Genomic DNA, 26,448 nt, shown 5'->3' with positions numbered 1-26,448 from the left:
AGCAAGCCCGCTCCCACAAGGTTTCCGTTGCTTATACAAATGCCGTGCGCCTACAGCCCCAAGTCAGACAGCCCCGGATGATCATCCGGCCGGCGACCCAGCGGCCAATGGAATTTGCGTTCGCTTTCCTGGATCGGCATGTCGTTGATGCAGGCGTAGCGGTTGGACATCAACCCTTGCTCGTCAAACTCCCAGTTTTCATTGCCGTAGGAACGGAACCAGTTGCCCGAATCGTCGTGCCATTCGTAGGCGTAGCGCACGGCGATACGGTTACCGGTGAAGGCCCACAGTTCCTTGATCAGCCGGTAGTCCAGTTCCTTGGCCCATTTACGGGTCAGGAAGGCCTTGGCCTCTTCGCGGTTATGGGCGAATTCGGCACGGTTGCGCCATTGAGTGTCCAGCGTATAGGCCAGGGACACCCGTTGTGGGTCGCGGGAGTTCCAGCCGTCTTCGGCCAGGCGGACTTTTTCAATGGCCGATTCACGGGTGAAAGGCGGCAGCGGCGGACGAACTTCAGCAGTGGATGACATGGCAGATCTCCAGTGAGTGATCGAGCAAGTGGCACAGCGGTTTACGGGAACGGGTTATTCAGTTTCAGCCAATAAGGACTTCAGTATGTTTTGGGCCTGGTCAGCGGCGCTGTGATCGCCCATGACCAGTGCGACGGTAATGGCGCCATCGATCAGGATCAGTAACTGCCGGGCCAAGGCTTCCGGGCTCTCGACGCCTTGTTCTGTGCACAGCCGAGTTACATAGTCGAGCAACTTCTGTTTATGCAGTTTGGCGACCTGGCGGACCGGGTTCTGTGGGTCGCCGGTTTCGCCACTGGTGTTGATGAACGCACAGCCACGGAAACCTTCGCTGTCGAACCAGGTTTTGAGCACGGTAAACAGGTTGAGCAGCCGGGCGCGCGGAGTAGGGGCCTTGTCGACCTCACTGCTGAACCAGTGCATCCAGCGTTCGTCGCGCCGCTGGAGTGCGGCCACGATCAGATCGTCCTTGTTGGCAAAGTAGCGATAAATGCTCTTTCTGGAGACGCCGGCGGTTTTCACCAGCCGATCCATGCCGGTGGCCGCGATGCCACTTTTATAGATCAACTTTTCGGCGACATCGAGAATAATGTCTCGGGTCTCATTGCTATTGATTTCGTTCATGTCGCTACAGTAGAACGATCGTTCTCCTTGGTCAAGTTGTTTTTTCATTACGCCCTGAAGACCCGAACCCATCGATGGTGTAAGCTCAACCACTCTTCGGATTCGACCTTTTGCGAGCCCTATGCCGTCGCTTTTCAAACGCCCCTTGCTGCCTAAGCTGCGCAGCTTTGCACTGACCGCCGATGCCGTGACCATCCTCGATGGCGCCGCCGAGTTCCGCCGTTGCCTGCTGGAGCAAATCGCCCAGGCCACCCAGCGCATCTACATCGTCGCCCTGTACCTGCAAGAGGACGAGGCCGGGCAGGAAATCCTCGATGCCTTGCACGCCGCCAAGGCCAAGCGTCCGGAACTGGACGTGGTCGTGGTGGTGGACTGGCTGCGGGCCCAGCGCGGGCTGATCGGCGCCAAGAAGCAGCCGGGCAATTCGGCGTGGTATCAGGAACAGACCCGCACTCACGCCAGCGAAGTGCCGATCTACGGCGTGCCGGTGCAGACTCGCGAGTTGTTCGGCGTGCTGCACCTCAAAGGCTTCGTGATCGACGACTGTGTGCTTTACAGCGGCGCCAGCCTCAATAACGTCTATCTGCACAAGTTCGACAAATACCGCTACGACCGATACCACCTGTTGCGCAACGAGGCACTGGCCGACTCGATGCAGCACCTGATACAGCATGGCTTGATTGCCTCCAGCGCCGTGCATCGTCTGGATTTGCCGAACCTGCCCAGCACTCGCAGCCTGCGCAAGGACATCGGCGATCTGCGCAGCCGGCTCAAGTACGCCGCGTATGACACGCAGGCCGGCAACCTCGACAAGAGCGGCCTGTCGGTGAGCCCGTTGCTGGGCGTGGGCAAGAACAATCCGTTGAGCCGGGTGATCGGAGAATTGATTGCCAGCAGTCGCCGGCAACTGACCATCTGCACGCCGTATTTCAATCTGCCCCTGGGGGTGACCCGGGAAATCAATCGCGCGCTGGCTCGCGGGGTCAGGATCGACATTATCGTCGGCGACAAAACCGCCAACGACTTCTACATGCCGCCCAGCGAGCCGTTCAAGATCATCGCCGCGCTGCCCTATCTCTACGAAATCAGCCTGCGCCGCTTCGCCAAGCGGCATCAGCGTTACATCGACAGCGGCCAACTGAACCTGCACCTGTGGCGTGACGGTGACAATACCTATCACCTCAAGGGCATGTGGATCGACGAGCGCTACACCTTGCTGACCGGCAATAACCTCAATCCACGGGCGTTTCGCCTGGACCTGGAAAACGCTTTGTTGCTGGATGACTCCAAGGGCGAACTGCTGGGGCCGCGTCAGGCCGAGCTTGAGCAGATTTACCAGCACACCCGGCGCATCAATCGATATCTGGACCTGGAAACCCTGCCGGACTATCCCGCCGCAGTCGCCAGGTTTCTGAAACGGGTCAGCCGGGTGCGGATCGAGCGGCTGCTTTACCGGATCCTGTGAAAGCTCGTGCCATGTCGGAAAAAGACACCATCTCCATCCAGTTGGTACGTGAGGCGCTGCTGCAAAGCTGCGCTCCCGGAGCGGCCACCGATGAGGTTCTGAGCAAGGTCGGCATAGACCCTGCGTTGCTCGACGACTCCCAGGCGCGGGTCCCGGCCCATGCTTATGCGCGGCTCTGGCGTTTGCTCGCCCGACGCCTGGATGACGAGTTTTTTGGCATGGACCCGCGCAAGCTCAAGTCGGGTAGCCTGGCGTTTCTCTGCCAGTGCGCCATGGCCCAACCCACGCTGGCGAGCGGCCTGACGGCGGGGCTGGGGTTCCTCTCGCTGATGTTCGAACAGTTGCCGGCCCAATGGGTCCGCCAGCAGAGCCTGGCGGAAATCGTCCTGCTGGAGGACGATCAGGAGCCGCGCCGGGCCTTCACCTATTTCACCTACTGGATGATTGTTCATGGCGTGGCCTGTTGGCTGGCCGGGCGGCGTATTCCGATTCTTTCCATTGAGTTGCGTTGCCCGGAACCGGATTTCTGCGACGACTATCGTGTGATGTTCTCCCGGAACCTACGCTTTGACCGGCCCCGCACCCGGATGATCTTCTCCGCCGAATGCCTGGACCTGCCCATCCGACGCAGCACCGAGGAACTCAACCGCTTTCTGGCCCAGGCACCGGCCAACATCCTGGTCAAATATCGCGACCCGCAAAGCCTCGCCAGCCGCATCAGACACGACCTGCGCCAATTGCCACCCGAGCAGTGGCCGGAGACCGAGGCTCTGGCCCAGCAGTTGTGCGTTTCGGCCTCGACCCTGCGCCGCCGCTTGGCGGAGGAGGGCCAGACGTATCAAGGGCTCAAGGACAGTGTGCGCAAGGAGTTGGCCATCAACTGGCTGGCCGAACCTTCCATCAGCTTCGTGGAAATCGCCGCGCGCCTGGGATTTGCCGATGCCAGCTCCTTCTACAAGGCGTTTCGCAAGTGGTCCGGGTCCAATCCGGGACATTATCGCAGCCTGATTCTCAACGATCCTGGCTGATTTGGGATGTGGGTTGACTGGGCTTGCGCTATCGCGGGCAAGCCTTGCTCCCACATAAGGTTCGCATTGCCCCGGTGGGAGCGAGTCTGCTCGCGATAACGGCCTCCCAGACGCCACATCACCCAACCATGGCCAAACCAGTCAAGCAACTTGATGGCTTTGACCATTGCCGCCCAAGCCCTTCGGCGCGAGTATTTCCCTGCTGTTTACGGTTCCCCCAACCAATAAAAAGTACAGAGGGATTCTGGTCATGCGCGATTACTCGTCCGCCACGTCACAGTTCGATTACCTGCACACCGTCAACACCGCACTGCACGGCTCGCTCGAGGCATTGAACGCCTGTGTCGAGTGTTGCGACCGGCATGCATTGCCGGGGCGCATTGCCTTGTTCTGGGAGGGTCGCGACGGCAGCGACGCGACCTGGACTTACCGTGACCTGCAGGACAACGCCGCGCGTTTTGCCAATTTCCTCCTGGCCCAAGGCGTGGGCAAGGGTGACAAGGTGGCCGGCCTGCTGCCACGTACCGCTGAATTGCTGATCGTGGTACTCGCCACGTGGCGCATCGGCGCGGTGTATCAGCCGTTGTTCACCGCGTTCGGCCCCAAGGCCATCGAACACCGTCTGGGCAGCTCCGGTGCGCGTGTTGTGGTCACCGACGCGGTCAATCGCCCCAAACTCAACGATGTAGCCGGTTGTCCCACAGTGGTCACGGTCGGCGGCGCAAAAGGCCAGGGCATCGTTCGCGGCGATTACAGTTTCTGGGCAGAAGTGGCGAACCATGCAAACCAGTGCGAACCGGTGATGCTCAGTGGCGAAGACCCGTTCCTGTTGATGTTTACCTCCGGCACCACTGGGCCGGCCAAGGCGCTGTCGGTGCCGCTCAAGGCCATCGTCGCATTCCAGAGCTACATGCGTGACGCCGTGGACCTGCGTCCCGAAGACGCCTTCTGGAACGTCGCTGACCCGGGCTGGGCCTACGGCATCTACTTCGGTGTGACCGGCCCTCTGGCCATGGGGCATCCCATCACGTTCTACGATGGGCCGTTCACCCTGGAAAGCACTTGCCGAGTCATCAACAAGTACGGCATCACCAACCTCGCCGGTTCACCCACTGCCTATCGTTTGTTGATCGCCGGGGGCGATCAGTTCGCCCGCTCGATCAAGGGCACGCTGCGCGCGGTCAGCAGCGCCGGAGAGCCGCTGAACCCGGAGGTAATCCGCTGGTTTGCCGACAACCTGAACGTGGTGATCCACGATCACTACGGCCAGACCGAACTGGGCATGGTGCTGTGCAATCACCACGCTCTGGAACATCCGGTGCACATGGGCGCGGCTGGTTTCGCCTCGCCGGGCCACCGGATCGTGGTGCTGGATGAAAATAACCGTGAATTGGGCGTGGGCCAGCCGGGCATTCTCGCTGTCGACCGCAGCCAGTCACCGATGTGCTGGTTCGCCGGTTACGAGGGCGGGCCAACCAAGGCTTTCGTCGGCGATTATTACCTGAGCGGCGACACCGTTGAGTTCAACCCCGATGGCAGCATCAGCTTCGTCGGCCGCAGCGACGACGTGATTACCACCTCCGGCTATCGCGTCGGCCCGTTCGACGTGGAAAGCGCACTGATCGAACACCCCGCCGTCGTCGAGGCGGCGGTGGTCGGCAAGCCCGATCCCGAACGCACCGAACTGGTGAAAGCCTTCGTGGTGCTCAGCGCCCAATACCGCGCCGCGCCAGAGCTGGCCGAAGAGTTGCGCCAGCACGTGCGTAAGCGCCTGGCGGCCCATGCCTATCCCCGTGAAATCGAATTTGTCAGCGACTTGCCGAAAACCCCAAGCGGCAAGTTGCAGCGCTTTATCTTGCGCAACCAGGAGATCGCCAAGGCTCAAGAGGCCGCGGCGCCTAACGTTTCAGCTTGAATCCAAGGAAACCATGATGCAGATCGACAACAAGATTTTCCTCGTCAGCGGCGGCGCGTCCGGCCTCGGCGCGGCCACCGGCGAGATGCTGGTCAAGGCCGGTGCCAAGGTGATGCTGGTGGACCTCAACGCCGAAGCCGTGGCTGCCCAGGCGCAGATGCTGGGCTGCCAGAGCGTGGTGGCGGACATCAGCAACGAAGCGGCGGCAGACGCGGCGGTCAAGGCCACCTTGGCGGCGTTCGGTGGCCTCAATGGCCTGGTGAACTGCGCCGGCATCGTGCGCGGCGAGAAGATCCTCGGCAAGAACGGCCCGCACGCGCTGGCCAGCTTCAGCCAGGTGATCAACGTCAACTTGATCGGTAGCTTCAATCTGTTGCGTCTGGCCGCCGCCGCTATCAGTGAAACCGAGGCCGATGCCGAGGGTGAGCGTGGCGTGATCATCAATACCGCTTCGGTGGCGGCTTTCGACGGCCAGATCGGCCAGGCAGCCTACGCGGCCTCCAAAGGCGCCATCGCCAGCCTGACCCTGCCGGCCGCCCGGGAACTGGCGCGCTTCGGCATCCGTGTGATGACCATCGCCCCGGGCATTTTTGAAACGCCGATGATGGCCGGCATGACACCCGAAGTACGCGACTCCCTGGCCGCTGGCGTGCCTTTTCCACCGCGCCTGGGCAAACCGGCCGAGTACGCGGGGCTGGTCAGGCATATCATTGAAAACACCATGCTCAACGGTGAGGTGATCCGTCTCGACGGCGCCTTGCGTATGGCTGCCAAGTAGGAGCAATTGTCATGTCCAACGATCCGATTGTTATCGTCAGCGCCGTCCGCACCCCCATGGGCGGCTTTCAAGGTGAACTGAAAAGCCTCAGCGCTCCGCAACTGGGAGCCGCCGCCATTAAAGCTGCCGTGGAGCGGGCCGGCATTGCCCCTGATGCGGTTGAAGAAGTGCTGTTTGGCTGTGTGCTCGCGGCAGGCCAGGGCCAGGCTCCGGCGCGCCAGGCCGCACTGGGGGCCGGGCTCGATAAATCGACCCGCTGCACCACGCTCAACAAGATGTGTGGTTCGGGCATGGAGGCGGCAATTCTTGCCCATGACATGCTGATCGCCGGCAGCGCCGAGGTGGTGGTGGCTGGCGGCATGGAAAGCATGTCCAACGCCCCGTATCTGCTCGACCGCGCCCGCAGCGGTTTGCGCATGGGTCACGGCAAGGTGCTCGACCACATGTTCCTCGATGGCCTGGAAGATGCCTACGACAAGGGCCGCCTGATGGGCACCTTTGCCGAAGATTGCGCTGAAGCCAATGGTTTCAGCCGCGAAGCCCAGGATGCTTTCGCCATCGCTTCCACCACCCGTGCCCAACAGGCGATCAAGGACGGCAGTTTCGACGCCGAGATCGTGCCGTTGCAGGTCATGGTCGGCAAGGAACAGGTCACCGTGCGCCACGATGAGCAGCCGCCCAAGGCCCGCCTGGACAAGATCGCCTCGCTCAAACCGGCGTTCCGTGAGGGCGGAACGGTCACTGCAGCCAATGCCAGCTCCATCTCTGACGGTGCCGCAGCGCTGGTGTTGATGCGCCAGAGCCAGGCCCGGGAGCGAGGCCTGAAGCCGTTGGCGGTGATTCACGGCCACGCCGCTTTTGCCGACACGCCGAGCCTGTTCCCCACCGCCCCCATCGGCGCGGTGAAGAAACTGATGGACAAAACCGGTTGGTCGCTCGACGACGTGGAGCTGTTTGAAATCAACGAGGCTTTCGCAGTGGTGGCGTTGGCGACCATGGGCGCGCTGGAGATCCCCCACGACAAGGTCAACGTCCATGGCGGCGCCTGCGCGTTGGGCCACCCCATCGGTGCGTCGGGCGCGCGGATCCTGGTGACGCTGCTTTCGGCCCTGCGCCAGAAAGGCCTCAAGCGTGGCGTCGCGGCCATCTGCATCGGTGGCGGCGAAGCCACGGCCATGGCCGTTGAATGCCTGTATTAAGGAATCACCATGCTCCCAACTGAAGAACAGACTCAAATCAGCGACGTGGCCCGGCAGTTCGCTCAGGAGCGCTTGAAACCGTTCGCCGCTGAGTGGGACCGCGAGCACCGCTTCCCTAAGGAAGCCATTGCTGCAATGGCCGAACTGGGTTTCTTCGGCATGCTCGTGCCGGAGCAGTGGGGCGGTTGCGACACCGGTTACCTGACTTATGCCATGGCCCTGGAAGAGATCGCCGCCGGCGATGGGGCGTGCTCGACCATCATGAGCGTGCACAACTCGGTGGGCTGCGTGCCGATCCTCAAGTTCGGCAGCGATGAACAGAAGGCCAAATTCCTCACCCCCCTGGCCAGCGGTGCGATGCTCGGTGCCTTTGCATTGACCGAGCCCCAGGCCGGTTCGGACGCCAGTAGCCTCAAGACCCGGGCACGGTTGGAGGGCGATCACTACGTGCTCAATGGTTGCAAGCAGTTCATCACCTCCGGGCAGAACGCCGGGGTGGTGATTGTGTTTGCGGTGACCGATCCGAGCGCCGGCAAACGTGGCATCAGTGCGTTCATCGTGCCTACCGATTCGCCGGGCTACAGCGTGGCGCGGGTCGAAGACAAACTGGGCCAGCATGCCTCCGACACCTGCCAGATCCTGTTCGAGGATGTCCGTGTGCCGGTGGGCAACCGTTTGGGGGAGGAGGGCGAGGGCTACAAGATCGCCCTGGCGAACCTGGAAGGCGGGCGGGTCGGTATCGCGGCGCAGTCCGTGGGCATGGCCCGCGCGGCGTTCGAAGCGGCCCGCGACTACGCTCGCGAGCGGCAAAGTTTCGGCAAGCCGATTATCGAACACCAAGCCGTGGCGTTCCGTCTGGCGGACATGGCCACCCAGATCGCCGTGGCGCGGCAAATGGTCCATTACGCCGCTGCTTTGCGCGACAACGGGCAGCCGGCGTTGGTGCAAGCGTCCATGGCCAAGCTGTTCGCCTCGGAAATGGCCGAAAAAGTCTGCTCCATGGCGTTGCAAACCCTGGGCGGTTACGGTTACCTCAACGATTTCCCGCTGGAGCGCATCTACCGCGACGTGCGGGTCTGCCAGATCTACGAAGGCACCAGCGACATTCAGCGCATGGTCATTTCGCGCAATCTTTGAACAGGAGTCCTGCATGAGCTACGAAACGATTTTATTGGAGATCAAGGACCGCGTTGGCCTGATCACCCTCAACCGTCCCCAGGCGTTGAACGCCTTGAACGCGCAGATCGTCAGCGAGCTGAACCAGGCGCTGGATGCATTGGAGGCTGATCCAAAGATTGGCTGCATCGTGCTGACCGGCTCGAAAAAAGCCTTTGCCGCCGGTGCCGACATCAAGGAAATGGCCGAGCTGACCTACCCGCAGATCTACCTCGATGACTTGTTCAGCGACAGCGACCGCGTGGCTAACCGGCGCAAGCCGATCATCGCGGCAGTGAACGGGTTTGCCTTGGGCGGTGGTTGCGAACTGGCGTTGATGTGCGACTTTATCCTGGCCGGTGACAATGCCAAGTTCGGTCAGCCGGAGATCAACCTGGGCGTGCTGCCGGGCATGGGTGGCACCCAGCGGCTGACTCGCGCAGTGGGCAAGGCCAAGGCCATGGAAATGTGCCTGACCGGCCGTTTCATCGATGCAGTGGAAGCTGAGCGGTGCGGCATCGTCGCGCGCATCGTGCCGGCTGATGAATTGCTCGACGACGCGCTGAAAACCGCCGCTCTGATTGCCTCCAAGTCGGTGCCCATCAGCATGATGGTCAAGGAAAGCGTCAACCGCGCCTTTGAAGTCAGCCTTTCCGAAGGTGTGCGCTTCGAGCGCCGGGTCTTCCATGCGGCATTTGCGACGCAGGATCAGAAGGAAGGCATGGCGGCGTTCGTGGCCAAACGGGCGGCGGAGTTTCAGGACAAGTAATGCGGCGTCCTGACTGACGCCATCGCGAGCAGGCTCGCTCCCACAGGGTTCGGAGGTGTACACAGAGATTGCGTACACCAAAGATCCCATGTGGGAGCGAGCCTGCTCGCGATGCTTTTTCAGCCATCACACCAGGTAGTTCTTTAACTCCCGGGCAATCACCATCCGCTGTATCTCGCTCGACCCTTCATAGATCTGGGTAATCCGCGCATCGCGGTAGTAGCGCTCCACCGGATAATCCTCGAGATACCCATACCCGCCATGAATCTGCATGGCCGAGGAGCAGACTTTTTCGGCCATTTCCGAGGCGAACAGCTTGGCCTGGGAGGCTTCCGACAGGCATGGCTTGCCGGCGCTGCGCAGGCGGGCGGCGTGGAGGATCAGCAGGCGGGCGGCGTTCAGGCGGGTGTGCATGTCGGCCAGCAGGTTGGCGATGCTCTGGTGCTCGATGATCGGCTTGTCGAACTGCACCCGATCACGCGCATAAGCCAAGGCCGCTTCAAACGCTGCACGGGCGATGCCCAAGGCCTGCGCCGCGATGCCGATGCGGCCGCCTTCCAGGTTGGAGAGGGCAATCGCCAGGCCTTTGCCGCGAGCCCCCAACAGGTTGGCTTCGGGGATGGTGCAGTTGTTCAAGGTCACGGCGCAGGTATCCGAAGCGCGGATGCCCATCTTGTGTTCCGTGCGATCGACGATGAAGCCCGGCGTGTCGGTCGGCACCAGAAACGCCGAAATGCCTTTCTTGCCCAGCTCAGGATCCGTCACCGCAAAAACAATCGCCAGTTTCGCCCGCTTACCGTTGCTGACGAATTGCTTGGCGCCATTGATCACCCAATGGCCGTCCCGCAGTTCGGCGCGGGTGCGCAGGTTGTGGGCTTCGGACCCGGCCTGGGGTTCGGTGAGGCAGAAGCAGCCAATGGCCTGGCCGCTGGCCAGATCGGCCAGCCAGGTCTGTTTCTGTTCGTCAGTGCCGAAATTGAGGACCGGCCCGCAACCCACCGAGTTGTGAATGCTCATCAGCGCCCCGGTGGCGCCATCGCCCGCGGAGATTTCTTCCACCGCGAGGGCATAGGCCACGTAATCGACGTAGGTACCGCCCCATTCCTCGGGCACCACCATGCCCAGCAGGCCCAGCTCACCCATCTTCGCCACCAGGGCGTCGTCGATCCAGCCGGCTTTTTCCCAGGCCTGGGCATGAGGGGCGATCTCGCCGCGGGCAAAATCCCGGGCCATGTCGCGGATCATCACTTGCTCTTCGGTCAGCTCAAGGTCGTGCATGGTTCAGTTCCCGTGGTCGTCGAAGCCGTCGAAGAAACTCGCCACGTGGCGCTTGTCCAGCGCCCCCAGGGTCGGCGGGTTCCACTGCGGGTTCTTGTCTTTGTCGATGAGCAAGGCGCGCACGCCTTCGATCAGGTCGCCGCGCTCGAACCATTGACGGTCCAGGTGCAGTTCCAGGGCAAAACAGTCTTCCAGGCTCAAATGTCGGCCGCGACGCAGCATTTCCAGGGTTACGGCCATGGCCAGGGGCGAGCGTGTCTCCAGCAGGTCGGCGGTTTTCAGCGCCCACTCATGGCTGTTGGCGACGGTGACCTGACGCAACTGCTCGACCATGCTTGGCACGTCCGCAAGGGCAAAGAAGTGATCGATGGCCGGGCGCAGGTCGGCCAGAGGCGGGGCAGGCAACTGCTGCATGCCGAGCTTCGCCAGCAGGCCTTGCAGGTCCTTGAGGGGCGTGTCGTGCCATTCCAGGCGGTCGAGACGTTCATCGAGCCGATCGAGCTTGTCGCTGTCCAGATACCAGTCGGCCAGCCCGCAATACAGCGCGTCGGCAGCACGGATCTGTACGCCACTGACTCCCAGGTAGATGCCCAGTTCGCCAGAAATACGCGGCAGGAAATAGCTGCCCCCGACGTCGGGGAAGTAACCGATGGCGACTTCCGGCATGCCCAGGCGGCTGCGTTCGGTCACCACCCGCAGGTCGGCACCTTGTGCCAAGCCCATGCCGCCGCCCAGAACGAAACCGTCCATCAAGGCGAGGATGGGTTTGCGATAGTGATGAATCGTCAGGTCGAGGGCGTATTCCTCGACGAAAAAGTCTTGGTGCAGGTTGTCGCCCTGCTTGTGGCTGTCGTACAGCGAGCGGATATCGCCGCCGGCGCAAAACGCTTTCTCGCCGGCACCACGCAGTACCACGGCGCGGATCTGTGGGTCCATAGCCCAGGTATCGAGCTGTTGCTGCAAGCTGCGCACCATGTCCAGCGTCAGGGCATTGAGGCCGGCGGGGCGGTTCAGGGTCAAGTGGCCGATATGGTTGCGTACTTCGACCAGCACTTCATGAGCCACGGCTCCGATGGGTCCCGAGGCTTGTGATGAAACCTGAGCTGTCATCGCTAACTCCCTGCTTTTATTGTTCTTTATGAATTGTGTCGCGCGTACCCGGTCAGGATCGTACCAGTGCAAATTTGCCTTGCACAACCGGGATACGTGCAGGTCCTGTCTGCATATTTATAGCAGCCTCAGGCTCAGCCGCGACCCGAGAGGACTTCGGTGATGCTGCGACGCCTGGCATTGCGTTCGCTGGCGTGGATCAATTGCTCGAGATCTTCGGGAGTTACGTCAAAGAATGCTTCCATTTGCTCAAGAGCGAGCTTCAAGTCCTCAGCCGTAATGGCCTGACGGTCGATGGGTGAATGGTCGGCGGGAATGACCGGCGTCGGCTCGCTGGCGCGCTTGGGATAGCGCACGCGCGTCAGGTTGTTATAGGCCAATGCACTCAAGAGCAGGGTGGAACCGGCCAGCATCGCGGCACCGACAGCTTGCCAGTCCAGGGCGATGATCGACGGATCGGCCAATACCATCGTCGCCGCCAGGGCGCCCGCCGGAGGGTGCAGGCAACGCAGCCAGCACATCAACACCAGCGCCATGCCGGCCGCCAGACAGGCGCTCCCCAGGGTACGGCCCAGGACATGGGCCACCAGCAATGCCACCACCGAGGCGCACAAGTAACCGCCGAAGATCGACCAGGGCTGGGCGAGGGCGCCTGAGGAGACGGCAAACAACAGCACGGCCGAGGCGCCGAGTGGGCCAATCAAGTGTTGCGCCACCTCAAGGCCAAACACCTGGCCACACAGCCAGACACTGAACATCGTACCCAGGGCCATACCGATGGCGGCCCGGCTCCATTCGGTGGGGCGGGTATTGATAGCAGCGGGGAACCAGCGAGAAAGCATTAAGCGGAAATCCAAAAAACGAACAAAAAAAGGGGCTTACGGGAGAATCCCTGAAAGCCCTTTAAGTGTTCCAACAGTTGGGGGAGGAACGATGCACAGTGTGCCGTTCGCGGCCCTTGCTTACAAATTCATATTAATGCTGTTTGAGTGCACTTATTTTGAGGTAAGGAAGATCATGCGCTTCTGGACGCTTGAAACCAGGTTTGCTGAGCGATAGGCAGGTTGCACGATTGCCCGCGCCCTATGGGGAAATAGGTAAAGCCCTTGTCTGCCATGCGGTCCGGGTCATACAGGTTGCGGCCATCGAAAATCACCGCAGCCTTGAGCCGTTGCTGGATCAGGTCGAAATCCGGCGCCTTGAACGGTTGCCATTCAGTGCAGATCACCAGTGCATCGGCCCCCGGCAAAACCGATTCCGGCGTGCCCATCAACATCAGCTTCGATTCGTCGGGATACAGCTGCTGGGTCTGCTGCATGGCCTCTGGGTCAAAGGCGCGGACACTGGCACCGGCCCCCCACAACGCCTCCAGCAGGGTACGACTCGGCGCATCGCGCATGTCGTCGGTGTTGGGCTTGAAGGCCAAGCCCCACACCGCGAAGGTTTTACCGCGCAAATCGCCTTTGTAGAACGCCTGGATGCGTTCGAACAGCTTGTGCTTCTGCCGTTGGTTGATGGTTTCCACCGCTTGCAACAGATCGCTGGAGCAGTGGGCTTGCTCGGCCGTGTGGATCAGCGCGCGCATGTCCTTGGGAAAACACGAGCCACCGTAGCCGCAGCCCGGGTAAATGAAGTGATAACCGATGCGCGAGTCCGCGCCGATGCCCAGGCGCACGGCTTCGATGTCAGCGCCCAGGTGTTCCGCCAGCTCCGCGATCTGGTTGATGAAGCTGATCTTCGTCGCCAGCATGCCGTTGGCTGCGTACTTGGTCAGCTCGGCGCTGCGCAGGTCCATGAAAAGGATCCGGTCATGGTTGCGATTGAAGGGCGCGTACAAGTCGCGCATGGTGTCGCGCACTTCATCGCGTTCACAGCCGATCACGATGCGATCCGGACGGCGACAATCGGCCACTGCCGAGCCTTCCTTGAGAAACTCGGGGTTGGACACGATATCGAACTGCAACAAACGGCCGGCCTTGAGCAGGCATTTGTCGATGTGCGCCCGCAGGGCGTCGCCGGTGCCCACCGGTACAGTGGATTTCTCCACGACAAGGACCGGTAGTTCGCGGTAACGAGCGACCGCCTCACCGACGGCCAGGACCTGACTCAAATCGGCCGAGCCATCTTCCCTGGAAGGCGTACCCACGGCGATGAACAGCACCTGACCGTGCTGCACCGCAAGCTTTTCATCGTGGGTGAAATGCAGACGTCCGGCTTCTAATCCCTCACGCACCAGCGCGGCCAGACCGGGTTCGAAAATACTCACCTGGCCCTGGCGCAAGCTTTCGACTTTCTGTTCGTCTATGTCCATGCACACCACGTCATGGCCCACCTCGGCCAACACCGCCGCTTGCACCAATCCCACGTAACCACTACCGAATACACTGATTTTCATGGCGGACTCCCTGGATGACTTCCGAACGGGCAGGCACGTACAACCCGCACATCGCCGCAATGCGCGCATCAGCAGAATAAGTCGGGGATATTTCAGTTCGCTGACAGGCTGCAGCGGTTGCGGTCAACCCGTGGGGAAGTGAGGGGCGCCGCTCTGATCTGAACGCAGGGAGCCAAACTCGCCGCTACGCGGCAGCGCTCAGGCCTTGACCCAGCGTTGACGACTCCAACTGCTCAGCGAGTCGACCGCGAGGACCAGCAGCAGCATCGCCAGAATCACCGTGCTGGCCTGCGCCTCTTGGAACAGGCTGAGGCTGACATAGAGCATTTGCCCCAATCCGCCGGCGCCGACGAAGCCCAGCACGCTGGCCATGCGGATGTTGTTTTCCCAGCGGTACAGGATGTAGGCCAACAGCTGCGGCATCAGGTTGGGCAGGGTGCCGTAACAGAACGCCCACACGGCATTGCCGCCTTGCAGGCGAATGGCTTCGGCCGGTTCGGGTGGGGTGTTTTCCAGCGCTTCGGCGAACAGCCGGCCGAGCACGCCGGTGGTGTGCAGCGCCAATGCCAGGGTGCCGGCATTGGGGCCCAGCCCAGCAGCCAAGACCATCAGCGCCGCCCACACCAGTTCAGGAACCGCGCGCAAGGCGTTGAGTACCAGGCGCGAGGTGCTTTGCATCGGCCAACCGAAGCGCCCGGCGGCGGGGAGGGCCAGGACCAGGCCGAACACCGCGGCGAGCAGGGTGCCAAGGGCGGACATGGCGATGGTTTCCAGGGCACCGTGGCCGATTGCTTTCAGATGGCTCGGGCTCAGGTCCGGGCTGAGGAAACGCTGGGCATAAGCGCCCATCCGGTTCAGGTTGCCGCTGTCGCCAAGCTGGCCGAGGTCGATGCCCAGATAGGCGAACGAGGCGACGACGGCTGCACCGATGCACAGGAGCAATATCGCGTTGAACAGGCGGTTCATGCCAGCCTCCAGCGCAGCAGGCGACTGAGTTGATCGGCCAGCAGGACCAGGACGAGGAACGTCAACAGCATGCTGGCCACTTCACCGCCGGCGAACATGCGCAACGACAGGTCCATTTGTTGGCCCAGGCCACCGGCACCGACGAAGCCCATCACCACCGAGGCGCGGATGGCGCACTCCCAGCGATACACCGTGTAGGACAGCAGCTCCGCCGCGACATTGGGCAGGATCCCGTAGCAGAAGGCTGTCAGTCGGCCGCTGCCAGCCTGCAACAGCGCATGTGCCGGACGCTGGTCGACCGACTCGTAGATTTCCGCGTAGACCTTGCCCAACATGCCGCTGTAGGTAATGGCGATGGCCAGCACCCCGGCAGTCGGCCCCAGACCGACGGCGCGGACGAAAAGCAGGGCCCAGACGATTTCCGGCACGCTGCGCAGGAAGATCAGCAGAGCGCGTACCGGCCAGCGCAGCAATTGCCCCCAATAGCCCGGTTGGCCACCCCGGGAGGCCGCAGACAGCGAAAGCGCACGGCTGGCCAGCAAGCTGGCGGGAACGGCGAACAGCAATGCCAGAGCCATGCCCGCCGTGGCAATGGCCAAGGTCTGCATGGTGGCTTGCAATAGCAGCTCAATGAACGCTTCGCCATGGGCCGGTGGCCAGAAGGCCGAGACAAACCGGCCCATCTCGCTTTGACTGTCGCTCGTCACCAGCACGCCAAGGTCCAGCTCGCTGAAGTGGATGCCCGGCCACAGCAGGACAAGCGCCAACAGGCAGACCAGCAGGCGAGGGCCGCTGGCGGGGTCTCGGGTATCGCGTGTCAGCATCGCGGGATCTGCACACTCAAGGGGGAGGGTGGTGGAGGCGAGGGTTGCAACTGCTCATTGGCGTAGAGTTTGTCGAGCCGCTCACGGTCGACGGCATCGGTCGGCAGATCGAACAGGATCTGTCCGTCACGCAGGCCGATGACCCGTGAAAAGTGCGCCAGGGCCAGGTCCACCGCATGCAGGCTGGCGACCAGGGTGACGTTGTGCTCCCGGGCATGGCGGCAAAGCACTGAAAGGGTGTGCTCGGCCAGCACCGGGTCCATGGCCGAAACAGGTTCATCGGCCAGCAACACCTCGGGCGCCTGATACAGCACCCGGGCAATGCCAACGCGTTGTAACTGGCCGCCGGAGAGTTGCTGGCATTGCGCGAACAGCTTGTCGCTCAGATCCAGCCTGGCCAATGCCGCCCGTGCGCCGGGAACATCCAGCGGATGCAGCAGGTTCAGCAGGCTCTTGCCCATGCCCCACTGACCCAGTTTGCCGGCCAGCACCGCAGTGATCACGCGCTGGCGCGGTGGCAGGGGCGGCGCTTGGTGGATCAAGCCGATGCGCGCGCGCAGGCGCTGTCGTTGGCGGGCAGATAACTGCCAGGCCGTTTCACCGAGCACCTGCATTTCGCCCTGACCCGGTCGCAGGGCCGTGCCCAGCAGATTGAGCAGGCTCGATTTACCCGCACCGGACGGACCGATGATGGCGACCTGTTCGCCAGCACCGATGTGCAGCTCCACGCCACGTAGCGCCTGGACACCGTTGGCGTGGGTAAGGCTGACCTGGGTCAGATGTAATGTCATTTGAGCAATTCGGCGGCGCGTGCGGCTTCCTCGATGCCCTTGTAGTTCTCAGGCTTGGTTTCGATGAAGCGGCTGGCAGCCTGCAGATCGAGGATTTCCTTGTCCTTCGGATTTGCCGGGTCGAGTGCGAGGAAGGCTGCCTTGATCTTGGCTGCCAGCGCCGGGTCGAGCGTTCCGCGCACCGTCCAGTTGTAGTCGAAGTAGGCCGGGGTGGTGGCAAACACCTTGACCTTGGTGGTGTCGACCTTGCCGGCGGCGACCAGTTTTTCCCAGACGCTGGCGTTCAGTACCCCAGCATCCACTTTGCCGGCCTGGACCCAGGCGACGGTGGCGTCATGGGCGCCCGAGTAACCTACGCGGCTGAAGTAGCTTTCCGGCTTGATGCCGTCCTGGAGCATGAAGTATCGCGGCATCAGGCTGCCAGAGGTGGAAGACACTGAACCGAATGCAAAGGTCTTGCCCTTGAGGTCGGCGAGGGATTTGACCGCAGGGTCGGCGGTGATGAATTTACTGGTGAATTGGGCGTCCTGCTCGCGCTGCACCAGCGGGATCGCATTACCGGTTTTCAAGCGTGCTTGCACGAACGTGAAACCACCCAGCCAGGCCAGGTCGATGCGGTCGGTCGCCAGCGCCTCGACCACCGCGGGGTAGTCGCTTACGGGAATGAACTCGACTTTCATGCCGGTCTGTTGTTCCAGATAAGCGCCCAAGGGCTTGAACTTGCGCAGCAATTCGGTAGGGGCTTCATCGGGAATCGCGCTGACTTTCAGGGTGTCGGCGGCCTGGGCCAGCAAGGCGCTGAAAGACAGGGTCAAGCCGACGGCCAATGCCAGGGAACGCTTGAGCATGGAAAATCTCCGGTACGTTAACGCAGGAATATTGAAGCGCCAGGCACTCGCGGACAACCGCATGGCGCTTTGTGAGGGTAGACGAATGAGTGTGATAACGGTCGTTTTTGGCCCTGGTGAATCTCGGCCATCCAGTCACAATGCGCGGATCCTACAAGCTCGAACGCGCGATGCAAACAGTTCTTGGCTGTTACCGCCCCCTGGGACTGGATTGTCCCGAGCGTTTACGATTTTTTCCATAGTCTGAATGATGTAGCCTCGCAGCGGCTATATGTCAGTTCGCTATCAGAGGTTTGCTGTGTCCAGGATGATCGAGCCCCGAGTGCGCTATGGATGCCTGCTTCATGTTGTATGTTGGTTCTATCTGAGTGGGGCCCAGGCCGATGATCAGGATCCTGGTGCTGAACAGGCGGAGCCTGGCCGGCCTTCGGTCTTGGTACTCGACGAGGTGAAGGTCACTGCCCGCCACCGCGAGGAGCGCGTGCAGGCCGTGCCGATTGCCATGAACGTGCTCAATGGCGAGCAATTGAACGATGCCGGCATCTACCGTACCGAGGACCTGCAGCAGCGCGTGCCGAGTCTGTTGGTGGCCGTGCCCAGTGCGCGTTACGCCAGCTACGGTATTCGCGGACTCGGTTCGAGCTCCTACAACGATGGCCTGGACGGCAGTGTCGGGGTGTTTCTCGATGGGGTTTACCTCGGGCGCCAAGGCATGTCGCTGGTCGACCTGGTCGATATCGAGCGGGTCGAGGTGTTGCGGGGGCCACAGGGCACCCTATATGGCAAAAACACCACGGCAGGTGCGATCAACATCAGCAGCCGCGCGCCCACCTTCGAGCCGCAAGGCAATGGCGAGGTCTCGGTCGGCAGTGATGGCCTGCGTCAGTATCGCGGTACGGTTTCAGGCGCGCTGATCGATGGTGTATTGGCAGGGCGCCTGACCGGCTACGACGTAGAGCGCGATGGGCTCATAGAGAACACTTACAACGGCAACCACCTGGGTGACCAGAACCGCCAGGGCCTACGGGGCCAGCTATTGTGGACGCCGAGTGAAACGTTCAGCGCGCGACTGATCGGTGAGTATGGTTGGCAGGACGAGCAGGGCAATGTCTTTGCGGCCAGCAACTACAGCCAGACGAGCATCGATCGAGCCGCCTTCGTTGGCTACCGCCAACTGCCGATAGATCCTTATGCGCGTCGCGTGCAGCAAGACGAACCCAACACGGTGAAGACGCTGCAGACCGGCACTACGTTGGAGTTGAACTGGCTGCTCGACAGCGGCGCCACGCTGACCAGCATCAGCGGTTACCGCGACTGGACCTATGATGCGGACCAGGACGGCGATGGCATGCCGCTGTCGGTGGCCGAAAACGCCGCCGTGAAACTCGATCACCATCAATTCAGCCAGGAGTTGCGCCTGGCCGATTCGCCCAACGAACACTTCGACTACGTGGTGGGCCTTTATTATTTGCGGCAGAAGTTGAACCGCGAGGTGGGCGTGCGTTTCGGCGAGGACGCGGCCGCTTATTTTCTGGGGGATCGCCCGGAAATCGACTGGCTGGGCATTACGCCCGGAATGATTGCCCCGTCATTGCTCGATGGCGCGCAGCAGGACTTCGACGGTCAGCAACGCACCGACAGCCGCGCCGTGTTCGGTCAACTCACCTGGCATGCCACGGACCGCCTGGCGATCACACCAGGGCTGCGCTACACCCGCGAGCGCAAGCAGGGCTGGCTGTCGCGCAGCGTTTCGGGGTTGGCGCCACTGGGCCCTGACCTGATCTCGCAGTTGGCGGGCCCGTTGCTGCGCAGCGTCGCACTCGGCGGCGAGTACTACCGACGTGATGCGATCGAGGAGAGCAATCTTTCCGGACAATTGACGTTCAGCTACCAGTTTGCCGATGACCTGCTCGGCTATGCCAGTTGGTCACGCGGTTACAAGGCCGGTGGAATCAATCTCGACGTAATCGGCCCGAATGTCTCATCGACATTCGATGCGGAGCGGGTCACTTCGGTCGAGGTGGGCCTCAAGCGCAGCTTCTGGAACGAACGAGGCGTGCTCGATCTGGCTGTGTACCAGGCCGATGTCGACGACTACCAGGCATTGACCAACCGTGCGCCGGCGGACCAGTTCTCGCCGCCGATCCGCGACAACCTGATCAATGTCGGCAAAGTGCGCCTGCGCGGGATCGAACTGGACGCGCAGCTACGTGCCAGCGAACGGGTTGACCTGAGGCTGGGGATCGCCTGGAGTGACGCACGGTACCGGGATTTCCCCAACGCACCGTGCTCGCCAACCAGCGCGCAGTGGTCGTGCGATTTGGGAGGTCAACGCGTGTTCAACGCTCCAGAGTGGAACGCCAACGCCGGAATCGACTATCGCTACCCACTGGAGCATGGCCTGGAGCTGTTCAGCGCCCTGGACTACAAATTCCGCAGCGGTTACTACGGCACGCTCGAAGGTGGCCAGGGCAGCTACCAGCCATCCTATGGGCTGACCAACCTGCGTCTTGGACTGCGCCGCAGCAACAGGCGTTGGGAAGCCGAACTGTGGGCGCGCAATCTGTTCGACGAGAACTACATCACCGCCGTTTACCCTCGGCTTGGTGCAGGTGATTACGGAGTGCTTACCGGCGACCCGCGCAGCATGGGCATGACGTTGCGCACGCGCTGGTAGTTTGGTGGTTGCCGTGATGACGCAGTCCGCCGAAGTAAACCTGACACTTTTAGCCTTCCAACAACCCCCTTATAAATCAGCAGCTTGATAAAAGCCAGCCGCTTGCGCGTGCACGTAAGCCACTAGGGTTGTTTCCGTTCACCAGTAGTAAATGTGAACCCTTGGACGCGGAAAGAAGTAATAGTGACCCCATGGCCGCACAACCATTAACCCTTTAGTCAACGATTTCTAGACATCCACACCAGCGACAGCCGTAAACCCCCGTTTTTCATCGCCGATTGAAATTTCAACCCTCCACTTTGTTGCGAATAGTTCCTATACCCTCCTGCTGCAAAGCTAAGCTTTCGGAAGCAATTTACATCCCTTAGTGACAGGGTAGGTAGCATGGCGAGCCCGAGAACCCACCTAAGACGGCAGCTCACAGCCTCACGAAAGGCGACGGGCAATAACTACAGCATTTGGCTTTTTTATAGCCACAAGCTGCAGGAAGATATTGCGCTGGTTGGTGATTGTGAGGTTCTGCACTGGGTTACAAATCTGGAGCCCAATCCAAAGGTGGCTAGCTTCAAGCTTGGCGTAGAGGTCGAGGTTTCGGCAGAAGAACCAGCGGCAGACGATAAATTCGAAGCCATCAAATGCACTAAAGTCTTTTGCGTGGATGGCGCTGTTGAGCTGCACAGGATTTTCAAAAGCGACGATGCTAAGGATGAGGTGCGCCGCGTTCCCGTCTGGTTCAAGGAGGTCGGCAGCGCCATTTCAACAGGCACGCTTGTAGACCTGCCAAGCACAAACTTTTATTTGGCGAGCAAGAACCTCGGCTTTTGGGTAAAGGTCATTGCGTTTGCCTCGCAGGTGCGCAGCTACAATCTTAAACAAGAAATGGATTTAATTTACTCGACGATTTCAGTGCAAAAGGGCGGGGATGTGCGCACACTCCTAGCCAGCACTCCGATTCAAGATACTGCGCTCGCGCTTGGTGCGATGTGCCAAATGATCTTATCGGGCACCATTAAAGTGGAAGCAAGCGTCGATGGGTTTGGTAACAATACCCGGTGGTCTTTACCATGACAACACGAAACAGTCGTGCGACCACGATACGGCTTCTTGAGTCAACGATGCCATGGGAGCCTGTTTGCACTGATTCGTTTTCTGAGGATGCACGGAACACGTTCAATCGTAGGGTTTCTGCCTTGGAAATGTATATGGCAGGTGCTTCGCTTTCAGTGATAAAGCAACAAACCAAGATTGGCGGCAACTATCTGAGAAAGCTCATTGCGAAATGTCTTCTCGTCGATGCGCGTGGCGTTGTGTACGGATATACGGGGTTGATACGAAATATTCAAATAAAAATCTATAAAAGAACGGCCACAGTTACACCGCGAATAGGTGGGAGTGGCCTTTCCGGAGTGCTTGGCCTCCTATTTCAACAATACCCCGATCTAGAGGACTATCTACGAGCGTTGATCTTGAAGCGCGAGAAGACTCAGTCTGGCACTGGAAATGTAGTCATACATGAGGCTGCAATAAAGCCAAAAGCGGTTCATCATAGCTTCATAAAGTTTCTGGAGAAAAAATCCCACCCCAAAGATGCATGGCCCTACACAACCGAGAGTTACGGTATTAAAACGATTTCAGACTTCACTCGCAGAGTTCGCGCTGAAAATTTTGATCGTGCCGTTCATATCATAGGTGACGTGTCTGCAGTTGCGCATTTGGCAGTAGGGAGGGGTAAGTCCACGCTGGCGAACCTCAAAAACCTGTATGACTCTGCAATAATCGATAGTCATACCGTCGATTCTGAGTTTGTAATCGCATTCGAAAGTTCGTCAGGCCTGGTAAGCTCAGTAGTACTTAAGCGTCTCCACGTAATTGTGGCTTTGGAACCATCTTCCTTCGCAGTGTTGTGGTTTCATGTGGTGTACGGCCTGGACGCAGATGCAGAAGACGTCATCTCGTTGTTACGGGAGATGCTAAGTCGAAATTTACCAAAGCCTGATATGCTCATTCCAGATCTAGAGCTCAAACCCGGCGCCGGCTTCCCCACTGAGATTCATCCTGAACTTGCCTGCGTAGTACCATCAGTTTTGCGGCTGGACAACGCACTGGCGCATTTGTCCACAAAAGTCAGTTGCGAGCTTCGCAAGGAGCTAGGTTGGGCTGTGGAATACGGCCCGCCTAGACGTTTTGAAAGACGCCCTGGAATTGAAAGACTTTTTTTAGAATTTGAACGCGAATTGTTTCAGCGCTCGGTAAACACAGTGGGATCTCGACCTGGGGACAACTCAGGAGACAGCGCAGGCAAAGCAGCAGTAAGATACAATATTAAAAGCTCCTATTTAGAGCAGCTCTGCTACACTGTTTTTGCCAATCATAATGCAGAGCCAACTGAAGGAAAAGCATTCTTAACCCCGCTGCAAGTTATAGAGCAGCGGCTACGTCAGGGAAATAATCATTTCATACCTAGATTCCTACCTACTGACAAGATGAATACGATCGCCTTGGCGCTGAGATCAGAAAGGCGCACAGTACGAGGCAGTATTGAAAATGGCATCAGGCCCTATGTAAATTTCGAGCGGGCCCGCTATTCCAATGACGACCTCAGAAAGGCAAGTGATCTCATCAATCAAGTAATAATTCTTAAAATCAATGAGAGTGACTTACGGACGATTTATGGGTATCGCTTGGATGGGCGCTCTCTAGGAGCTCTCCAAGTTGATGGTCATTGGCAAGATGTCAAACATTCCAGGAAGACACGCAAAGCAGTTAATAGCGGAAAACGCAAAAAGACTGTGAGCAATGTTGAGGGCCAAAGTCCTGTCGTGGTTTTTCATAACCATCTGGCAACGGAGCTAGAGCACAGCCTTCAGACCAAGTCGAGGTCGAAAAAACTGGCGTCGCAATTGGATCGCTTGAGGCATGAGATGGAATGGAGCACGAACAGTGAAAATGGTGGGGGGACAACCTCCACGACAGATGTTCCTGCTCGCCCTGCTCCGGAGCGGGAATGGGTGTTGCCTGAGGATAGTATAGACATTGACGCATTAATCAAGAAGATTTAACGAGGAACGGTCGATGCAAGTTTATGAGCCGACAGATTTGGCGATGCAGCTTAAGTACTTCCCCAACCATCCTCTTATTATAAAAGACTATACGATTGTCACGCCCAGCATACCCCCAGTGTTAAATATTGTCGCAGAGACCGTCATGCTGCATAAGAGGAGTGTCTGCTTCCGGGCTTATCCCCAAATGGGAAAGTCCACAGCCTGCCGGCTTTCACGTGCGGCCATTGACGAAGGGCAAAGTTTCAAAGATCGTTTTTGCTTAATGATCACTGCGGATCCACGCCGCCATGAACTTATAATCCGTACGATTGTGAGGAATTTGAATCTTGCAATCCCGAGTCAGCCAAAACTCGAAAACCTGCGCCGAGATGCTCTGGCGGCAATCGAGAACAAGCTCAGATCGGTGAATGGCAGGCATTTCGTTCTGTTGATCGACGAAATGCAAGCATTGCTGATTACGGAATATGAACACCTCCAGTTCTTGCAGAACGAACTCGCCTTGCAGGGGATCGATATGACAGTGATCGGATTCGCCCAGACACAGGTGGATGACTCAATTACCTTGCTGAGGGAGCACGGGCGACCCGAACTACTTGTCCGGTTTTTGAATGAAGTCTACGACTTGCCGCACTGCAAGAATGTTGGATGGCTTACGGAAACCCTCACACTTTTTGACGAGAAGATGACCTACCCTTCGAATAGTAAATGCACATATACGGAGTTCTTTCTACCACTAGCCTTCGCAGGCGGTTTCAGGTTGGCTGATAGCGCAAAGCTTATTTTTTTACAAATGGAGCAAGCTATTCGCGAGGCAAGCTTGAAGCTTTTTCCGACTGCTCATGTGCTAGAAGTATGCAGGCTGATCTTAATTCGCGCAAAAAAGCTCGATCATGCGGGGTTTGAACTTCCACAGGATGTCGTTAAAGCAGCCGTGGCTGAAGCAAACTTGGCAAGCTACACAACTAATCTGACTAAAAAATAATTATCCAGGTGGCAATATGCTCATTTACCCTGCCATGGTTGCGTCATATCCTTCCTCATGGCAGGTCTACTTAGATATTCTGAGGTGTAATTGCCTCGCAGACTATCATGCTCTACAGGTTTTCGTAATGGGCAACCCAATCCAGGAAACATGGTGGAACTGCTCAGGCTCATTGCATGACTTGAGCGCAGAACTGGGAATGTCACCTGTAGATCTGAAACTATCATTTGTCGATGGTTGGTTTCCGGCTCCTAAAACATATGATCATGATTTAACAAGTCAGAGCGAGCGAGTTCAGATCCGACATTGCCCTCAATGTATAAAGTACGGTTACCATTCCGTGGTATTTTACTTTGGCGTTGTCACCCACTGCCCTTGGCATGGAGATGCCCTAGAGCGATGTGAGCAGTGCTCAAAGATTCTTGATCAGCAGTGGGCCATACAGAAGGGTATTTATAACGCTGAAAGTATCTGTGAACACATCCCAATTATCTTAAGGGTCGCAAAAAACGAGCCATTGCCTGCAGATCTAGCTGACGTTATACGGACTTGGTGCAATACTTTTTTCACGTGGGTTCAGCGAGGTCACGAACTGTTAGGCGAGACAGTTTATGATGTAATCGCTGTAAATCATGCCAATGCATTGCAAGATGTCCACGTAGCGCTTGGGTACTTAGTTGAACGACTGGGCGTGCCAGGTTTCACTACTAGGCATTCTGAGTCGACTGTTGTCTTCAAAAATACTCCCCCTCACACCTTGCGCTCACGGACATTCCCAGCTTATGCATGTTGCAATAATGAGTTGATGCCTGCAGGCAGTCGGGTGATATCTAGTACTGAAATGCGAGCGGTTGTCCGGGCGTTGCGCAGGTACCTTTTTCGCGTATATGTGAAACCTCATCGATCCTGTCTCAAAAAGCTTAAAAAACTTGGCAAAGAAGAGTGGGTAAGGATAGATGCAAGAGCGATATGCCCTGGTGTCCTTGCTTATGCCTTGGTTTGCGCAAAGTACTGGCAAGTTCCGCCTTATTATTTTTTTTGGAGCGCTTGCTCTTATGATTGTACCGTCGGATTTAAGCAAAGAACCATCAATTTGAATAATGGAGGTGTTGGAGCAAGCTTTGAGTTGGACGCTGTCAGTGTATTGCGTTCCTTTTATGAGGTGCTCGATGGTTTAGCAAACTACGAAAAAACCGGTGCAGAATGCATTATGTTTAGCTCTCAATTCTTTTGTTCCAAGCGGACATGCAGATACTCGGGCATCTTTGAAATTGGTCGCAATCGTGGCCTCCCTGCGCGTGAGGGTGCCTACGTATTTATGAAAAATCCAGAAGTCCTAGCCAGCGTTTGTAGAAAGTGCCAGAGCCCGCACCGACTGCTCATCAATAGTAATGTAGAGCTTCGAAGGCTCGATAGGCACACAATCTATTGCGCCATTTACAACTTTTCAAAGGGAGCCTCAGGCTCGTGCGATTTTTACATCTAAACCATTGCAGATGAATAAATTCGCCAGCAGTTTGCTTCCGTTGAGTGTTTCGAAAGTATTTAGCCACCCTGACACTCACTCGCGTGTCAGGTGGCCTGCAAGCCGAGTTTCTTCAAATGGTTGCTAACAGTTTGACGGCTGACCCCTAGCTGCCTTGCAACCTCTGCCTGGCTTAAACCTTGAGCCGCAAGATCCTTAATTTGCGCGCGCAACTCTTCAGCAGCAGCGGTTACAGGATGAATAGCCTTTGAAGGTAGCGGAGGGATCTCACAATGGAGCAATCGTGTGGCTTTCAGGTCGCTCTCCAGGTGCTCCAGGATCTCCTGCGGCGTCACGCCGCGTTCCGCGGCGTATGTCAGCACCAAAAGGGTGAGCGGATCCACGTCAAGCGCTTCGGCAATTTGCTGGCTGACGTCAAGGGTAACTGAGCGAGAACCTGCTTCGAGTCGGCTCAAATAGGAGGGATCGGCCGCATGGGCCAGCTCCTGCTTGGATGAGTCGCGATGAGTGCGGAGGTACTGCAAAGCCGATGCGTAGGCAGAGCGAAGCGACATAATCGGATCCGT

General features: G+C 58.8%; 22 protein-coding genes. 11 read left to right on the top strand and 11 right to left on the bottom strand.

Annotation, left to right across the window (positions count from 1 at the left end; genetic code table 11):
* Positions 1 to 50: 50 nt before the first annotated feature.
* Both BW979_RS18095 and BW979_RS18090 read right to left on the bottom strand, forming a co-directional pair.
* Positions 51 to 530, bottom strand: a complete 480-nt coding sequence (locus BW979_RS18095) for a nuclear transport factor 2 family protein (RefSeq protein WP_047226502.1) — start codon at positions 528 to 530, stop codon at positions 51 to 53.
* 54 nt (positions 531 to 584) lie between these two features.
* Positions 585 to 1,154 carry a TetR/AcrR family transcriptional regulator gene (locus BW979_RS18090; protein WP_076384916.1) on the bottom strand — a complete coding sequence of 190 codons (570 nt, stop codon included), beginning with the start codon at positions 1,152 to 1,154 and terminating at the stop codon, positions 585 to 587.
* Positions 1,155 to 1,275: 121 nt separating this feature from the next.
* Between BW979_RS18090 and pssA the strand changes: the two genes are divergently transcribed.
* The 7 genes from pssA (at position 1,276) to BW979_RS18055 (ending at position 9,463) form a co-directional block, all read left to right on the top strand.
* A complete protein-coding gene (pssA, locus tag BW979_RS18085; protein WP_076384914.1) occupies positions 1,276 to 2,619 on the top strand; it encodes a CDP-diacylglycerol--serine O-phosphatidyltransferase in 1,344 nt (447 codons plus the stop codon).
* Positions 2,620 to 2,630: 11 nt separating this feature from the next.
* Entirely contained in the window at positions 2,631 to 3,647 is a 1,017-nt protein-coding gene (locus BW979_RS18080) for an AraC family transcriptional regulator (RefSeq protein WP_076384912.1), read from the top strand.
* A gap of 250 nt (positions 3,648 to 3,897) precedes the next feature.
* Positions 3,898 to 5,562: an AMP-binding protein gene (locus BW979_RS18075; RefSeq protein ID WP_047226498.1), complete on the top strand. Its 1,665-nt coding sequence runs from the start codon at positions 3,898 to 3,900 to the stop codon at positions 5,560 to 5,562.
* A 16-nt stretch (positions 5,563 to 5,578) separates the two neighbouring features.
* Entirely contained in the window at positions 5,579 to 6,340 is a 762-nt protein-coding gene (locus BW979_RS18070; RefSeq protein ID WP_076384910.1) for an SDR family NAD(P)-dependent oxidoreductase, read from the top strand.
* A gap of 11 nt (positions 6,341 to 6,351) precedes the next feature.
* The gene (locus tag BW979_RS18065; RefSeq protein ID WP_160892687.1) at positions 6,352 to 7,539 is read left to right on the top strand and encodes an acetyl-CoA C-acyltransferase; all 1,188 of its coding nucleotides are present in this window, start codon (positions 6,352 to 6,354) and stop codon (positions 7,537 to 7,539) included.
* Between the two features lie 9 nt (positions 7,540 to 7,548).
* On the top strand, positions 7,549 to 8,676 hold the full coding sequence (locus BW979_RS18060) for an acyl-CoA dehydrogenase (RefSeq protein WP_047226495.1): 1,128 nt from the start codon (positions 7,549 to 7,551) through the stop codon (positions 8,674 to 8,676).
* A 13-nt stretch (positions 8,677 to 8,689) separates the two neighbouring features.
* Entirely contained in the window at positions 8,690 to 9,463 is a 774-nt protein-coding gene (locus tag BW979_RS18055) for an enoyl-CoA hydratase (RefSeq protein ID WP_047226494.1), read from the top strand.
* Between the two features lie 126 nt (positions 9,464 to 9,589).
* Here BW979_RS18055 and BW979_RS18050 read toward each other — a convergent pair whose 3' ends face one another.
* The 8 genes from BW979_RS18050 to BW979_RS18015 form a co-directional block, all read right to left on the bottom strand.
* Positions 9,590 to 10,741, bottom strand: coding sequence for an acyl-CoA dehydrogenase family protein (locus tag BW979_RS18050; protein WP_047226493.1), 1,152 nt, complete (start codon positions 10,739 to 10,741; stop codon positions 9,590 to 9,592).
* A 3-nt stretch (positions 10,742 to 10,744) separates the two neighbouring features.
* Positions 10,745 to 11,851 (bottom strand): enoyl-CoA hydratase/isomerase family protein, encoded by a 1,107-nt coding sequence (locus BW979_RS18045; protein ID WP_076384906.1) that lies wholly within the window; start codon positions 11,849 to 11,851, stop codon positions 10,745 to 10,747.
* Positions 11,852 to 11,985: 134 nt separating this feature from the next.
* Entirely contained in the window at positions 11,986 to 12,693 is a 708-nt protein-coding gene (locus BW979_RS18040) for an HPP family protein (protein WP_076384904.1), read from the bottom strand.
* 173 nt (positions 12,694 to 12,866) lie between these two features.
* On the bottom strand, positions 12,867 to 14,246 hold the full coding sequence (locus tag BW979_RS18035) for a UDP-glucose dehydrogenase family protein (protein ID WP_076384902.1): 1,380 nt from the start codon (positions 14,244 to 14,246) through the stop codon (positions 12,867 to 12,869).
* 198 nt (positions 14,247 to 14,444) lie between these two features.
* Positions 14,445 to 15,212: a phosphonate ABC transporter, permease protein PhnE gene (gene phnE, locus BW979_RS18030; protein ID WP_076384900.1), complete on the bottom strand. Its 768-nt coding sequence runs from the start codon at positions 15,210 to 15,212 to the stop codon at positions 14,445 to 14,447.
* Positions 15,209 to 16,036: a PhnE/PtxC family ABC transporter permease gene (locus BW979_RS18025; protein WP_076384898.1), complete on the bottom strand. Its 828-nt coding sequence runs from the start codon at positions 16,034 to 16,036 to the stop codon at positions 15,209 to 15,211. Before BW979_RS18025 ends, phnE begins: the two co-directional genes overlap by 4 nt.
* A complete protein-coding gene (locus BW979_RS18020; protein WP_076384896.1) occupies positions 16,030 to 16,827 on the bottom strand; it encodes a phosphonate ABC transporter ATP-binding protein in 798 nt (265 codons plus the stop codon). Before BW979_RS18020 ends, BW979_RS18025 begins: the two co-directional genes overlap by 7 nt.
* Positions 16,824 to 17,675 carry a putative selenate ABC transporter substrate-binding protein gene (locus BW979_RS18015; RefSeq protein ID WP_047226486.1) on the bottom strand — a complete coding sequence of 284 codons (852 nt, stop codon included), beginning with the start codon at positions 17,673 to 17,675 and terminating at the stop codon, positions 16,824 to 16,826. The genes BW979_RS18020 and BW979_RS18015 overlap by 4 nt, the downstream gene beginning before the upstream one ends.
* A gap of 433 nt (positions 17,676 to 18,108) precedes the next feature.
* On the opposite strand from BW979_RS18015, the gene BW979_RS18010 reads away from it, so the two are divergent.
* From BW979_RS18010 to BW979_RS17995, 4 genes are all read left to right on the top strand, one after another.
* Complete coding sequence (locus BW979_RS18010; protein ID WP_231990581.1) at positions 18,109 to 20,352, top strand: TonB-dependent receptor; 2,244 nt, start codon at positions 18,109 to 18,111, stop codon at positions 20,350 to 20,352.
* Between the two features lie 384 nt (positions 20,353 to 20,736).
* Positions 20,737 to 21,420 (top strand): hypothetical protein, encoded by a 684-nt coding sequence (locus tag BW979_RS18005; protein ID WP_076384892.1) that lies wholly within the window; start codon positions 20,737 to 20,739, stop codon positions 21,418 to 21,420.
* Positions 21,421 to 21,554: 134 nt separating this feature from the next.
* On the top strand, positions 21,555 to 23,411 hold the full coding sequence (locus BW979_RS18000) for a hypothetical protein (protein ID WP_076384890.1): 1,857 nt from the start codon (positions 21,555 to 21,557) through the stop codon (positions 23,409 to 23,411).
* Positions 23,412 to 23,424: 13 nt separating this feature from the next.
* A complete protein-coding gene (locus tag BW979_RS17995) occupies positions 23,425 to 24,396 on the top strand; it encodes an AAA family ATPase (protein WP_076384888.1) in 972 nt (323 codons plus the stop codon).
* Between the two features lie 1,572 nt (positions 24,397 to 25,968).
* Here the strand turns inward: BW979_RS17995 and BW979_RS17990 are convergent.
* On the bottom strand, positions 25,969 to 26,436 hold the full coding sequence (locus BW979_RS17990; RefSeq protein ID WP_076384885.1) for a helix-turn-helix domain-containing protein: 468 nt from the start codon (positions 26,434 to 26,436) through the stop codon (positions 25,969 to 25,971).
* Positions 26,437 to 26,448: the final 12 nt, after the last annotated feature.

The organism is Pseudomonas sp. A214, from assembly GCF_900156295.1.
Classification (GTDB): domain Bacteria; phylum Pseudomonadota; class Gammaproteobacteria; order Pseudomonadales; family Pseudomonadaceae; genus Aquipseudomonas; species Aquipseudomonas rhizophila.
This window is presented reverse-complemented; position numbering and strand designations above follow the sequence as displayed.